The following is a 12,838-nucleotide window of genomic DNA, read 5'->3' on the forward strand; positions in this document are numbered from 1 at the left end:
CGCATCCGCGCGGGTCCGTGCGGGTACGGAACGCTTTCGGCTCATATGAGTTGATCACGAACATACCGGCGTCGGTCGCATACCGCCTGTGCTGGTCGGGCAGGCGCTCTCTGTGATCGAAAGGGGACCGGATACGCTGCCTTGAGAGGCAGCAGCGACACATCGACACACCGTGTGATCGTCAGCAGACAGGAGAACCCTTCGTGACCGTCGTCGGGCCGTTTGGGCTGAGCGTGCGGGACCAGGCTCTCGAAGCCGATGTCCAGGCCGGGTTGACGGCTGTCGAGGAAGGCTTGCTGGACGCGACCAAGAGCGGGGTGCCCTTCATCACCGAAGCGGCGCAGCACCTCGTACTCGCCGGGGGCAAGAGGTTCCGCCCGCTCCTGGTGATGCTCGCGGCGCAGTTCGGCGACCCGGAGGCACCGGGCATCGTCCCCTCGGCGGTCGTCGTGGAGCTGACGCATCTCGCGACGCTGTACCACGACGACGTGATGGACGAGGCGACCGTGCGGCGCGGCGTGGACAGCGCCAACGCGCGCTGGGACAACTCCGTCGCCGTCCTCACGGGCGACTTCCTCTTCTCGCGCGCCTCGCAGATCCTCGCCGGGCTCGGCCCCGAGGCGGTACGCATCCAGGCCGAGGCGTTCGAACGGCTGGTCACGGGCCAGATCCTGGAGACGGCGGGGCCGCAGGACGGCCGCGACCCTGTCGACCACTACCTCGACGTGCTCAGCGGCAAGACCGGCTCGCTCGTCGCCGTCGCGACGCGGTACGGGGCGATGATGTCCGGCGCGGGCGACGAGGTCGTGGAGGTCCTGGCGCAGTACGGGGAGCGGCTCGGTGTCGCCTTCCAGCTCGCCGACGACGTGCTCGACATCGCGTCCGACAGCCACGAGTCGGGCAAGACGCCCGGCACGGACCTGCGCGAGGGCATCGCGACGCTGCCGGTGCTGCGGCTGCGCGAGCGGATCGCGCGGCTCGGCCTCGCGGAGGACACCGAGCTGGACGCACTCCTGCGCGGCGACCTCACGGATGACTCGAAACTCGCCGAAGCGGTGGCCCGCATGCGCGTCCACCCGGCCCTCGCCCAGGCCCGCGAGGACACGGCCCGCTACGCCCACGACGCGCGCGCCACGCTCCAGGCCCTCCCCGACACCCCGGCCCGCACCTCGCTCGCCGACCTGTGTGACGCGGTGGTCCACCGGGTCGGGTGAGCCGCTGGGGGGAGCCCTCCACCCGGCGTCGTAGGGGACAACCCCGAGCCCGTCATCCCACAGGGGTACGTCACTTCGGTCCCCAGGACTGACGCTTCGCCGCCCCCGTTCTGGTCAGATGGGTACAGACCGGAGGGGAGCCCCCGGGGGAGAATGGCGACGGAGGTGGCACGGATGACGGCACACGCGGAAGACGATCTGCTGAAGGACGACCGGCCGGAGGACAGCCGGTACCGGGCGGCACGCCGCAAGGCGGCCAGGTACGCGGTCCCCGCCGCGGTCGTGGGGGTGACCGCGCTCGCGGTCGGCCTCGTCCCCGCCCTCGCGGACAGCGGCGACCCCGACCTCCCCGAGCTGACCGCGTATCAGCTCGTGGCGAAGCTCGCCGGCGCGCACGAGGAGCACTTCTCGGGCACGGTCCGCGTCAGTACGGACCTGGGTCTCCCCGGCTTCGGCGGCGCCGCCGTCGGCGGCCTCGGCGGAGCCTCCCGGGGCAGCGGCGGCAACGAGGGCGACGCCGACCCGCAGGCCAGGCTCACGGAGCTGGCGAGCGGCACCCACACGCTGCGCGTGGCCGCCGACGGGCCCGAGCGCCAGCGCCTCTCGATCCTGGAGGACGCGGCCGAGTACAGCATCATCCGCGACGGTGCGCACGCGTGGGCCTACGACAGCGCGAGCGACAAGGCCGTCCGGCTCGACGTACCGGCGGAGCGGCACCAGGAGCAGGCGCCGTACACGGCCCTGACGCCGCAGGAGCTGGCGGACCGCGCGCTCAAGGCGGTCGACGCGCACACCTCGGTCCGCGTGGACGGCACCGCGCGCGTCGCGGGCAGGGACGCCTACCAGCTCCTCATCGAGCCGAAGCAGTCCGGCTCGACGGTCAAGGCGGTACGCGTCCTCGTCGACGCGAAGACGGGCACCCCGCTGCGGGCCACGCTCACCGCGCGCGACGGCGGCAAGCCGGTCGTCGAGGCGGGTTTCACGAAGGTGAGCTTCACCGCGCCGGACGCGAAGACCTTCTCGTTCACGCCGCCGAAGGGCACCGAGGTCACCGGGCCGAAGAAGCGGGCGCCGGAGGACGGCGCGGCCACGCCCGACGCGGGGGCGCTCAAGGACGCGTTCGGCGGGGCCCGTACGTACGGCGAGGGCTGGACCACCGTCGCGCGCCTGGACCTTCCCGCCGAAGCGGGCGGGCTCGCCTCCTCGAAGGCGGACGGCGGACGGTCCGGGCAGGCCGGGCAGCTCGTCGACAGCCTCGCCAAGGAGGTCAAGGGCTCCTTCGGCACCGGGCGGCTCTTCTCCACCCGCCTCGTCAACGTCCTCCTCACCGAGGACGGCCACGTCTACGCGGGCGCGGTGACGAAGGACACGCTCGTGAAGGCGGCCGAGTCGCAGAAGTGAGCGCACGACCTGAGGAAGCGCGAGCGGTCGCCGCCGGGATCACCGCCCCGGCGGCGGCCGGGCCCTTCGTCATCGAGACCGAGGGCCTGACCAAGCGGTACCCGGGCGACAGGCTCGCCGTCGACGGGCTCGACCTGCGCGTGCCCGAGGGCAGCGTCTTCGGCTTCCTCGGGCCCAACGGCTCGGGCAAGACGACGACGATCCGGATGCTGCTCGGGCTCATCGCGCCGAGCGCGGGCCGCGCGCGCCTGCTCGGCGGTGAGATGCCGGGCGCCGAGCGGCGCGTGCTGCCGCACGTCGGCGCGCTCATCGAGGGCCCCGCCCTCTACGGCTTCCTCTCGGGCCGCGACAATCTGCGCCGCATGGACGCCGCCGACCCCACCGCGTCCCGCGCCGACCGCGAGCGGCGCGTCGCCGAGGCCCTGGAGCGCGTCGGGCTCGCCCCCGCCGCGCACCGCAAGGCGCGTACGTACTCGCTCGGCATGAAGCAGCGCCTCGGCCTGGCCGCCGCGCTGCTCCGCCCGCGCCGCCTCCTCGTACTCGACGAGCCGACCAACGGCCTGGACCCGCAGGGGATGCGCGAGATCCGCGCCCTCGTCCGCGCGCTCGCCGCCGACGGCACCACCGTCTTCCTCTCCTCGCACCTGCTCGACGAGATCGAGCAGGTCTGCGACCACGTCGCCGTCATGGCGGCCGGCCGCCTGCGCGCGCAGGGCCGGGTCGCCGAACTGCTCGCCGCGCGCGCGGCCCGCGTGACGGTGACGACGTGGGACACCGAGGAGGCCGTACGGGTCCTGGCGGCCCACGGCGTCAGGGACGTACGCCCCGAGGGGCCCGGGCGGCTGAGCGGTGAACCGCCCGCCGGACTCGACCCCGCCGCGCTCAACGCGGCGCTCGTCGGCGCGGGGGTGCGGGTGCGGGCCTTCGGGACGGAGGCGATCACGCTGGAGGAGAGGTTCATGGAACTGACGGGTGAGGGCTTCGATGGCGGACGCTGAGCGGGCGGAGGCGGAGGCGGAGGTCGGGGCGGAGGTCGGGGCGGACGCGGAGGCGGAGGCGGAGGCCGGGGCGAAGGTGGGGCGCGGGGAAGCCGGGCGCGGGGGCGCCGCCCGGACCCGTACGGCCTTCCCCGGCTCCGGCTTCCTCGCGGGCGAACTGCGGACGACCTTCCGCCGGGGCCGTACGCTCGCGCTGCTCGGGGTGCTCGCCGCGATCCCCGTGCTCATCGGGATCGCGGTACGTATCGAGACGGGCGGCGGGGGCGGCGCGGGCCCGCACGGCGGGGGACCGGCGTTCGCGGCGCAGATCACGAACAACGGCCTCTTCCTCGTCTTCACCGCGCTCGCGGCGACGCTGCCCGTCTTCCTGCCGATGGCGGTCGGGGTCGTCGCCGGCGACGCGGTGGCGGGCGAGGCGAGCGCGGGGACGCTGCGGTACCTCCTCGTCGCCCCGGCGGGCCGTACGCGGCTCCTCCTCACGAAGTACGGGGCCGTCGCGGTGTTCTGCGCGGCGGCGACCGGCGTCGTGACCCTCGCCGCGCTGCTCACCGGGCTCGCGCTCTTCCCCGCCGGTGACCTCACGACGATCTCGGGCACGCGCATCGGCTTCGGCGAGGGCCTGGAACGCGCGCTGCTCATCGCGCTCGTCGTGGCCGCCTCACTGCTCGGTGTCGCCGCGCTCGGCCTCTTCGTCTCGACGCTGACGAACAGCGGCATCGCGGCGATGGCGACGACCGTCGGGCTCGTCATCACCGTTCAGATCCTCGATGTGATCCCGCAACTCTCCGCGCTCCAGCCGTACTTCTTCTCGCACCACTGGCTCTCCTTCGCCGACCTCGTCCGCGATCCGCTCCTGTGGGACGGCGTCGTGAAGAACCTCGGCCTCCAGGCCGTCTACGTGGCGCTCTTCGGCACGCTCGCCTGGGCGCGGCTGAGCACGAAGGACATCACGACCTGAGCGGTCCCCGCCCGAACGCCCGCCCGAGCCCTCTGCCGGAGATCCCCGGCCCCCGTGCGACCCCCGCCCTCACACCCGCTTCAACACCCTGCCGGACACCGGAAGTTCACTCGCCGCCCCGTTCCTCCTCACCCGGTGCTCCACAGGAATCGAAAAGGTTTCCTCTCCGGTGGCCGCACCCCGCCGCCACCACCGGCCGCAGGAGACGCACACGATGAAGAGCGCCCCGCCGAGCCTCACCGACCCGGCGAGACCCGTACCCGCGGCCACGGCCGCCCCCGCCGCGTCCCCCGCGGCAGCGGCCGGGGCCAAGCCCCGCAACCCCTGGTACGACAACACGCGGTTCGTCGCCGCGACGCTCATCGTGGTCCTGCACACGATCGGCAGCATCATGAGCCACCACGGGGTGCTGCACGCCTTCAACGTGGCCGCGTGGGCCTTCCGCGTCCCCGCCTTCGTCGTGCTCGCCGGGGTCTTCAGCAGCCCGGGCCCGCTCGACCCGCGCCGCCTGCGCAACCTCCTGCGCACCATCGCGCTGCCCGCGCTCACGTTCAGCCTGCTGTTCTCGCTGGAGTCGTACGCGCTCGGCGCGCCCTTCAAGCTCCACATCGCCCAGCTCCCGTGGACGCTGTGGTTCCTCATGTCGCTGTTCTGCTGGCGGCTCCTGCTGCCGCTCGTGGTGCAACTGCGGTACCCGCTCCTCGTCACGTCGGCGATCTCGCTCTCGCTCGGCTACTTCCACGAGTTCGGCATGATGTTCTCGGCGAGCAGGACCCTCGTCTACCTGCCGCTCTTCTACTTCGGCTGGCGCCTCGGACAGGGCCTGGGCCGCGAGTGGATGGAGGCGCGCTGGAGCCTGCCGGTGGCGGTCGCGGGCGTGCTCGGCGCGTGCCTCGCGGCCTGGCGCTGGCACAGGGACATCCCCGGTACGTGGCTGTCGATGCGGCACCCGTACAAGGCGGACACCCCGCTGGGCATGGAGGGCGCGTGGCTCGTGCGGCTCGGGGTCCTGGTCGTGGCGGCGTTCCTGGTCCTGTGCCTGCTCCGCCTGATCCCGAAGCGCCGCCTCCCGATGATCTCGTCGATGGGGGCGGCCGGTTTCACGGTCTACCTCCTGCACCCCCTGGTCATCATGCCGCTGCGCGAGAAGGGCCTCATAGCCCGGGCGAACACGACGACGGAACTGATCGCCCTCCTCCTGGCCGGTGTCCTGCTCACCATGCTCCTGGCCTCACCCCCGGTCCGGAGCCTCGTCCGCCCCCTGACCAGCCCCAAGGCGCGGTGGCTGCTGGCGCCGCAGGGGGCGGGGCGCAGGGGATAGGCGTCGGAAGCTCGTGCCCGGAGGCCGACGGGGACCGCACCCCGGAGCGCCGACCCCGGCCGGTTCCGGCTCCCGCCGGTTTGCGCCGTGCCGGTTCCCGCTCCCGCAGGGCTGCGCCCTCGCCGGTTCCCGCTCCCGGCACGATCCTGCGAGACGTGGCCCCGGCGGTCACCTGGGCGGGGACTGACCTCGGCCGTCGGCATGGTGAGGGGCGAACCGGTTGCGTGCGGGCCGATCCGGCTGCGTGCGGGCCGGTCCGGCTGCGTGCGGGCCGATCCGGCTGCGTGCGGACTGATCCGGCCGCGTGCGGGCCGATCCGGCTGTGTCCGGGCCGGTGACTTCCGCCCCGGGGCCTCCCGCTTCGTCGGCACCAGCGCAGCGCGGCGATTCCGCGGGCGGCACCCGCGACTTCGCCGCGCGTTCGTCCGGCGGGACGGTGGCTGTCCCGCCCCGGTCGGCACGGTGATCACCCACGCGGCCGACCGGCATGGACCGAAGGTTCCGGACCCGGCGCGGACTGCCCCCGTCGAGACGCACGGCGGGACCCGGGACGGCGCCCGGGCCGCTGGACTCACCGGCGACGTTCCGCACAGCCGCTCCCGTTGCGTACGGGGCCAGTCTGTTTCGCCACCGAGACCCTGGGCCGGCCGATCGCCGGACTCCAGCTCCAGCTCCGGCACGGCACGGCCGCGGGCCCGGGCCGAAGGACCGCATCCGCGCTGCCCGGGCCACCGGCGCGCGCGGCCCGCCTCCCCTGCCGCGCGGCTCCGGGAGCCCCGCCGACGGCGGCTCCGCCTCTCCGCCGGTCCGGAACAGCTCGTGACCACCGGCCGTCGGCGCATCGTCCGGCCCGGCCCGGCCCGGCCCGGCTCGGCCCGGTTCGGCCCGGTCGGGGGGCTGGGCCGGTGCTCGGCTCGGCGAGGTCGGGGCTCACTCGATGGGGTAGATGTCTCCGCTGCGCATGTCGCTCTCCTGCTCGCTCAGCGATTCCAGGCGCTGGGCCTTCTTCGCCAGCCGCTCGCGCTCCTGCGGGTCGCTCGCCTGTTCCGCGCTGTCGTGCAGCTCGCGTGCCTTCTCGCGCATCGCGTCGAGCCGCTCGCGGGTCTCGTCGGGCTCGCCCATGACAAGGCTCCTTCCCTGAGGCCGAGGGTCCTGTGCGCCGGGTACCCCGCTTCCAGGGGAGCACGCGGGGGCGGGAGCGGCATCCGGAACGGGTGTGGAGCGCGGGGGGCGGGTAAGGTGCGCCCCGCATACGTGACGCACACACCCGAGCACGCCACGTCGCCCCTGCCCGCACGCCCCCGCAGTCCGCCCTCTCGCCTCCGCCGCCCGTCTTCCGAGGACATGCCCACCACCTCCGGCTCGCCCCTCCGTCTCGCTCCCTTCCGCCGCTTCCTCCTCGCGCAAATCGTCTCCGCCACCGGTACGGCGATGGCGCCGCTCGCGCTCGCGTACGCCGTCATCGGGCAGGGAGGAGGGGCCGGGTCGCTCGGGGCCGTACTGGTGACGAACTCCGCTCCCACGATCGTGTTCGTGCTGCTCGGCGGTGTGCTCGCCGACCGGATGTCGCGCAGCCGGCTGCTCTTCGCGGGGAACGCGCTCGCCGCCGCCGCGCAGGGCGTGGTCGCTGTGCTCGTCGGGGCGGGGTACGCCACGACGGCGACCGTCGCGGTGTGCGGGCTCGTCTCCGGTACGGCCACCGCGCTGCGCGTGCCCGCCGCCCAGGGAGCCGTACCGCAGCTCGTGCCGCCCGGGCAGCGGCAGCGTGCCAACGCCCTGCTCCGCCTCCCCACCAACGCCGTACGCTTCGTCGGCCCCGTCGCCGCCGGGCTGCTCGTCGCCGCCGGCGGGCCCGCGTGGGCGCTCGGCTGGGACGCGGTGAGCTTCGCCCTCGCCGCCGTACTGCTGCGCGGGCTCCGCCTCCCCGCGCCGCTCGCGGCCGGGCCCCCGCTCGCCGCACTGCGAGCGGGCTGGCGCGCCTTCCGTGACCGTACGTGGCTGTGGACGTACACGCTCTCGGGGACGGTCGTCGTCGCGGCCTGGCTCGCGGGGTTCCAGCTGCTCGGGCCCCTCGTCGCCGCCGCGCGCTACGAAGGGGCGAGGGACTGGGGGCTCGTGCAGGCGGCGCTCGCGGGCGGGCTGCTCGCGGGGACGCTCGTGTGCCTGCGGTGGCGGCCCCGGCGGCCGCTCGTCGTCGCGATCGTCACGAGCGCGGGACTCGCCGTCCCGCTCGCCGCGCTCGCCGCCGGGCTTCCGCTCGGGTGCGTACTCGGGGCGACGGTGCTCGCGGGCGTGGCGCTCGACATCGGTGTCGTGACCTGGACGACGGCCTTCCAGAGCCACGTGCCCGAGGACGAGATCGGCCGCATGTCCGCCTTCAACAACATCGGCGAACGCCTCGCGATCCCCTTCGGCTACCTCCTTGTCGCGCTCGCCGCCCACCTGTGGAGCGAGGGTGTCGTCCTGTGCGTGTGCGCGGGCCTGATCCTGCTCGCGACGCTGCTCAACCTCTGCGTACGGGACGCCTACCGCATCACGCGGCCCGCCTCCTCGCGCGTGCCCGGCTCCCGCGCGGCGACGACCGTGGAGGCGGGCTCGGGTGGGTAGAAGCGCTTGGCCCAGCGCCGGAAGGGACCGATGGGGCCGTCGCCCTGGCCGAGCTTCGGCGGCTGCACGTACTTCTTCGTGTCCCAGATGGGGAAGTCGGCGGCGGTGAACTCGATGTTGGACTTGAAGAGCAGGCCGTCGAAGAGCCGCGCGGCCGTGCGGCTCACCGCCTTCGCCACGGGGGCCGGAAGGTGGGCGGGCTCGGAGAAGGCGAGGCGGTTGCGCTGGCGGAACTGCATGCGGTTCGGGCCGATCGCCGTCGGCAGGATCATCGTGCACATGCGCATGCCCATGCGGGGGGTGTACATGTCGGCGTGCAGACAGGCGAGCCCGTACCCGTGCACGTCCACGTCGACCGTGAAGTCGCCGAGGAGAGGGGCCGATTCGGTCGCGCGCATCGTCAGGTGGAAGGTGTCGCCCTCGTAGGTCAGGGGTTCCAGGACCTCCGCCTTCTTCCAGCCGTGGAGCGTCGCGAAGTGCCCGTAGTCCACCGAGTTCTCGATGACCTCCTGCGCGTGCCCCGAGAACTCGAAGGCCGCGTACTTGGCGGGGCGGTGGCCGATCTCGTGCCAGTCGGGGATCGTCCAGTACGGCTCGCGGTCCTCGTGGTGGCGCCACACGAAGATCGCGCCGTTCGCCTCAAGGACGGGGCGGGAGCTGAGCGGGGAGCGGGGTGGCGGGGTGTCGTACCCCGTACGCACGCAGGTGCCGTCCGGGCCGAAGGCGAAGGCGTGGAAAGGGCAGACGAGGTCGTCGCCTTCGAGCTTCGCGAGCCCGAGGTGTGCGCCGAGGTGCGGGCAGTAGGGGCGGATCGCGCGCAGCTCGCCCGAGCGCAGGCGGTAGAGGACGACGTCCTCGCCCGCGAGGGGCCGGGTGAGGACCTTGCCGACCGGAAGCTCCTCCGAGAAGGCGAGCGCGGCCCAGCCGCTCGGGTACGGGAGCGGTGGCGCTTCGGCCGATGCGGAGGCGGGTGTGGGGCCCTCGGTGAGGGGGCCTCCGTACGCGCGTGACAGTCCCACGGGGTCCCTTGTGGTAGCTCGGTGCCATCGAATGGCTACGGACAGTGCTACCGAGACAATGCCCGGTAACCCGACTTTTGCTCCCGACGGGTGATCTTTCACTCGAAGGTGGAGGTGTCACGCGGGGATTGACCCCGCCCCGAGCCACGCGGCGCCCCACCCGAGCCGCGCCGCCCACCCGAGCCACGCGGCGCCCCACCCCCACCGTGCCCCCACGCCCCCCGTCCCCCCAGCCGCCGACGCCGCCTCAGCCGAGCCGTTCCCGCCACGCGTGTCCCGGGTGGACGCGCTCCAGCCACCCCCGCAACCGCTCCCGCCGCGCCTCGTCGAGCAGCGGCAGCACCCGCGCGAAGTCCGCTTCGTCCTTCGGCCGTGCCGCCTTCGCCTTGAAGAGCAGCACCAGTTCGGGTACGAGGTACGGGATGCCGTCCGCCGTGTGCGCGATGATCTCGCCGTACGGGAGGCGGATGGCCGGGTCCCTGCGGCAGATCCACGTGCCGCCCTCGTGCGGCTCCCTGAAGACGTCGAGGAGCCACCGGTCCTGCGCGGGATCGCGCAGCCACGTCTGGTGGGAGCCGGGGAGCGGCCCCGCACCCGGCCGGACCCATCCGTCCCCGACGCCGTCCCACACGTACGCGGGGAAGCGCGCGGCGAGTTCGGCGAAGCCCGCCTCGGGCACGGCGATTTCGAGGTCCCCGTGCGGCCGCGACGGCTCCCCGCCCCTGAACAGGTCGAGCGCCCACCCGGCGGCGACGCACCACGGCGCCGCGAGGCCCCGCAAGCGCTCCGCCGCCTGCGCGGGCCGCCAGGGCTCCGCCCACCCGGCGTCGATCCGCTCCTCGTCCATCGGGACGCCGTCCGGCGGGAGCCGTCCGCTCACGGCCGCCACACGTACCGCACGTCCGGCTCCTTCTCCTCGTTCCGTGCCCCGTCCGTCTCCTCGGCCACGGCGAAGCCGTGCCGTGCGTAGAAGCGGCGCGCGGGCGCGTTCACCTGGAACGTCCACAGGTCGAGCCCGGCCGGACGCCGCTCCTTGGCGAGCGCCACGAAGCGGTCCCCGAGCCCCTGCCCGCGCGCCTCGGGGGAGAGGTAGAGCTGCTCCAACTCGTCGTCGGAGAGCGCGAGTACGCCGACGATCGCGCCCGCTCCCGTCACCGCGACCCACGTCTCCAGATCCGGCACCACGACGTGCGTGAACCACTCCCGCACCTCGTCGTCCGAGTGCGCCCGCCGCACCCCCGGCAGCGCCGCGGCGAAGGACCGCAGCCACACCTCCGCCGCCCCTCGCGCGTCCGGCTCCCCGGCCCTGCGCAGCGTGATCACGTTTTCGTCCACCGGGGGAACCTCTCAGCAACCCCGGTACCGCGCAAGGGGATTTCCGCCCACTCGCCCCGCGATGCCGCGGCCGAAACGCCGGGCCTCGACAACACCCCGGAGCCGGTCCCGTTCACACATCCCGCCCCCGTCCCGCGACCACGGCCAGCGACCCCGCGAGGAGTCCCCAGGCCGCGTAGACCGTCCATGCGCCGCCGGTCGTCCACGGGAAGGCCGTCCGCGAGGGGGCGATCTCCGTGAGCCGCGACCATGCCTGGAAGAGCGTGGCGTGCCCGGCCACGGCGGACCAGTGGCGGCCGTCGCTGAGGGCGACGGGGAGGACGAGGAGCACCACGACCGTGAGGACCAGGGTCGCCGAGGTGCGCCGTACGAGGGCGCCGGCCGCCAGTCCCGCGAGCGCGCTCAGGGGCGCGAGGAGGGCGGAGGCGAGGACGAGCCGCGCGGCGGCCGGGTCGCCGATCGACATGCCCGCGCCCCGCCCGCCGAGCACCGCCTGCGTCACCGCGAACGAGACCACCGCGAGGACCGCCCCGAAGACCGTGGCGAACGCCGCCACCACGACCGTCTTGGCGGCCAGGACGGTCCCGCGCGCGGGGACGGCGGCGAAGGTCGTACGGATCGTGCCCGTACTGTGCTCGCCGACCAGCGCGACCGCCCCGATGGCCCCGAGGGCGAGCATCATGACGAGTGTGGCGTTCGCCGTGAACGCGACCTGGAGGGGCAGTCCCTCGCGTACGTACCTCGCCCGGCTCTCCGCGCCGCGCTCGCTCCAGTTGGCGTAGGTGTCGTACGCCGTGCCGATGTTGAGCGCGAGGACGGCGAGCGCGGTGGCCCCGTACGAGATCCAGGACGAGCGCAGCGAGCGGAGCTTGATCCACTCGGCGGCCACGACGTCGGCGAACCGGGCGCGGGGTTCCGGGGCGACGAGTGTGTTGCGCAGCCCCTTTGGCGTCCGCGCCTCGCGCCTCCCCGCCGCCCTGGCCTCCCCTGCCGCCCTGGCCTCCCCCGCCGCCCTGGCCGCCCTGGCCTCTCCCGCCGTCATCGGCCCTCTCCCGCCTGGAACTGCACACTGTCAGCGGTGAGTTGCATGAATGCTTCCTCCAGCGACGCGGTGCGGGTGCTGAGATGGTGCAGCGGGATGCCGTGTTCGAGGGCCAGTGCCGCGAGGCGTTCCGCGTCCGTCCCGGTCACGGCGAGCGATTCGCCCTCCGCGCGCACGACTGCGCCGTTCGCCGTGAGGAGTTCGCGCAGGGCCTCGGTGGCGGTCGTGCCCACCAGGACGCACCCGCCGGTGCCGCGTGCGGAGAACGCCGCGAGACTCTCCGCCGCGATGAGACGGCCGCGCCCGACGACGACCAACTCCTCGGCCGTGTGCTCCGTTTCCGACATGAGGTGGCTGGAGACGAACACTGTGCGCCCCTCGCCCGCGAGCCGCCGGAACAGGGCGCGCACCCAGCGCACGCCTTCCGGGTCGAGGCCGTTGAGGGGTTCGTCGAAGAGCAGTACGGGCGGATCGCCGAGGAGGGCCGCCGCGATGCCGAGCCGCTGTTTCATGCCGAGCGAGTAGCCCTCGATACGGCGGTGGGCGGCCCCGGCGAGGCCGACCTCGTCCAGTACTTCGTCCACCCTGCGCCGTGCGAGGCGGTTGCTCCGCGCGAGGGCCGAGAGGTGCGCCCGCGCGCTGCGCCCGCCGTGCACGTCGTGCGCGTCGAGGAGCGCGCCGACGTGGCGGAGCCCGCGCGGGCGCTCGCGGAAGGGGCGTCCTTCGACCGTGACGGTGCCGCCGCTCGGCGCGTGCAGGCCGAGGATGAGCCGCAGCGTCGTGCTCTTGCCCGCGCCGTTCGGCCCGAGGAAGCCGGTCACGCGGCCGGGCCGTACGGTGAAGGTCAGGTCGTCGACGGCGGTCGCGCCGCCGTATCGCTTGGTGAGTGCGTTGACTTCGATCACGAGGACCACGGTGCGGGCCGGGGCCCCCGCCGGTCGTC

Annotated in this window: 12 protein-coding genes; 6 read left to right on the forward strand and 6 right to left on the reverse strand. The window is 74.0% G+C overall.

Annotated elements, in window-relative coordinates; all coding sequences use genetic code 11:
- Nucleotides 1-203 precede the first annotated feature (203 nt).
- From ACQYWQ_RS18390 to ACQYWQ_RS18410, 5 genes are all read left to right on the forward strand, one after another.
- Nucleotides 204-1,214 carry a polyprenyl synthetase family protein gene (locus ACQYWQ_RS18390; protein ID WP_431035923.1) on the forward strand — a complete coding sequence of 337 codons (1,011 nt, stop codon included), beginning with the start codon at nt 204-206 and terminating at the stop codon, nt 1,212-1,214.
- Between the two features lie 153 nt (nt 1,215-1,367).
- On the forward strand, nt 1,368-2,615 hold the full coding sequence (locus ACQYWQ_RS18395; RefSeq protein ID WP_431035924.1) for a LolA family protein: 1,248 nt from the start codon (nt 1,368-1,370) through the stop codon (nt 2,613-2,615).
- Entirely contained in the window at nt 2,612-3,613 is a 1,002-nt protein-coding gene (locus ACQYWQ_RS18400; protein ID WP_431035926.1) for an ABC transporter ATP-binding protein, read from the forward strand. The genes ACQYWQ_RS18395 and ACQYWQ_RS18400 overlap by 4 nt, the downstream gene beginning before the upstream one ends.
- Nucleotides 3,600-4,571 (forward strand): ABC transporter permease, encoded by a 972-nt coding sequence (locus tag ACQYWQ_RS18405; protein WP_431035928.1) that lies wholly within the window; start codon nt 3,600-3,602, stop codon nt 4,569-4,571. Before ACQYWQ_RS18400 ends, ACQYWQ_RS18405 begins: the two co-directional genes overlap by 14 nt.
- 169 nt (nt 4,572-4,740) lie before the next feature.
- On the forward strand, nt 4,741-5,892 hold the full coding sequence (locus ACQYWQ_RS18410; RefSeq protein WP_431035930.1) for an acyltransferase family protein: 1,152 nt from the start codon (nt 4,741-4,743) through the stop codon (nt 5,890-5,892).
- Between the two features lie 930 nt (nt 5,893-6,822).
- Here ACQYWQ_RS18410 and ACQYWQ_RS18415 read toward each other — a convergent pair.
- Nucleotides 6,823-7,014: a DUF6381 family protein gene (locus tag ACQYWQ_RS18415; protein ID WP_431035932.1), complete on the reverse strand. Its 192-nt coding sequence runs from the start codon at nt 7,012-7,014 to the stop codon at nt 6,823-6,825.
- 222 nt (nt 7,015-7,236) lie between these two features.
- On the opposite strand from ACQYWQ_RS18415, the gene ACQYWQ_RS18420 reads away from it, so the two are divergent.
- Nucleotides 7,237-8,499: an MFS transporter gene (locus ACQYWQ_RS18420; RefSeq protein WP_431035933.1), complete on the forward strand. Its 1,263-nt coding sequence runs from the start codon at nt 7,237-7,239 to the stop codon at nt 8,497-8,499.
- Here the strand turns inward: ACQYWQ_RS18420 and ACQYWQ_RS18425 are convergent.
- The 5 genes from ACQYWQ_RS18425 to ACQYWQ_RS18445 all read right to left on the reverse strand — a co-directional run bounded on the left by ACQYWQ_RS18425 (nt 8,418) and on the right by ACQYWQ_RS18445 (nt 12,800).
- Nucleotides 8,418-9,518: a Rieske 2Fe-2S domain-containing protein gene (locus ACQYWQ_RS18425; protein WP_431035935.1), complete on the reverse strand. Its 1,101-nt coding sequence runs from the start codon at nt 9,516-9,518 to the stop codon at nt 8,418-8,420. The two genes, ACQYWQ_RS18420 and ACQYWQ_RS18425, sit on opposite strands and share 82 nt — an antisense overlap.
- 247 nt (nt 9,519-9,765) lie before the next feature.
- A complete protein-coding gene (locus ACQYWQ_RS18430) occupies nt 9,766-10,407 on the reverse strand; it encodes a hypothetical protein (protein ID WP_431035936.1) in 642 nt (213 codons plus the stop codon).
- Complete coding sequence (locus ACQYWQ_RS18435; RefSeq protein WP_431035937.1) at nt 10,395-10,853, reverse strand: GNAT family N-acetyltransferase; 459 nt, start codon at nt 10,851-10,853, stop codon at nt 10,395-10,397. The genes ACQYWQ_RS18430 and ACQYWQ_RS18435 overlap by 13 nt, the downstream gene beginning before the upstream one ends.
- A gap of 112 nt (nt 10,854-10,965) precedes the next feature.
- On the reverse strand, nt 10,966-11,895 hold the full coding sequence (locus tag ACQYWQ_RS18440) for an ABC transporter permease (protein ID WP_431035939.1): 930 nt from the start codon (nt 11,893-11,895) through the stop codon (nt 10,966-10,968).
- Nucleotides 11,892-12,800: an ABC transporter ATP-binding protein gene (locus ACQYWQ_RS18445; RefSeq protein ID WP_431035941.1), complete on the reverse strand. Its 909-nt coding sequence runs from the start codon at nt 12,798-12,800 to the stop codon at nt 11,892-11,894. The genes ACQYWQ_RS18440 and ACQYWQ_RS18445 overlap by 4 nt, the downstream gene beginning before the upstream one ends.
- Between the last annotated feature and the right edge of the window lie 38 nt (nt 12,801-12,838).

The sequence above is a fragment of the Streptomyces sp. P6-2-1 genome (genome assembly GCF_050613165.1).
Lineage (GTDB): Bacteria > Actinomycetota > Actinomycetes > Streptomycetales > Streptomycetaceae > Streptomyces.

Coding starts and splice junctions, on each gene's coding strand:
- ACQYWQ_RS18395 (WP_431035924.1), top strand. CDS start 1,368: ATGGCGACGGAGGTGGCACGGATGACGGCACACGCGGAAGACGATCTG.
- ACQYWQ_RS18405 (WP_431035928.1), top strand. CDS start 3,600: ATGGCGGACGCTGAGCGGGCGGAGGCGGAGGCGGAGGTCGGGGCGGAG.
- ACQYWQ_RS18415 (WP_431035932.1), bottom strand. CDS start 7,014: ATGGGCGAGCCCGACGAGACCCGCGAGCGGCTCGACGCGATGCGCGAG.
- ACQYWQ_RS18420 (WP_431035933.1), top strand. CDS start 7,237: ATGCCCACCACCTCCGGCTCGCCCCTCCGTCTCGCTCCCTTCCGCCGC.
- ACQYWQ_RS18440 (WP_431035939.1), bottom strand. CDS start 11,895: ATGACGGCGGGAGAGGCCAGGGCGGCCAGGGCGGCGGGGGAGGCCAGG.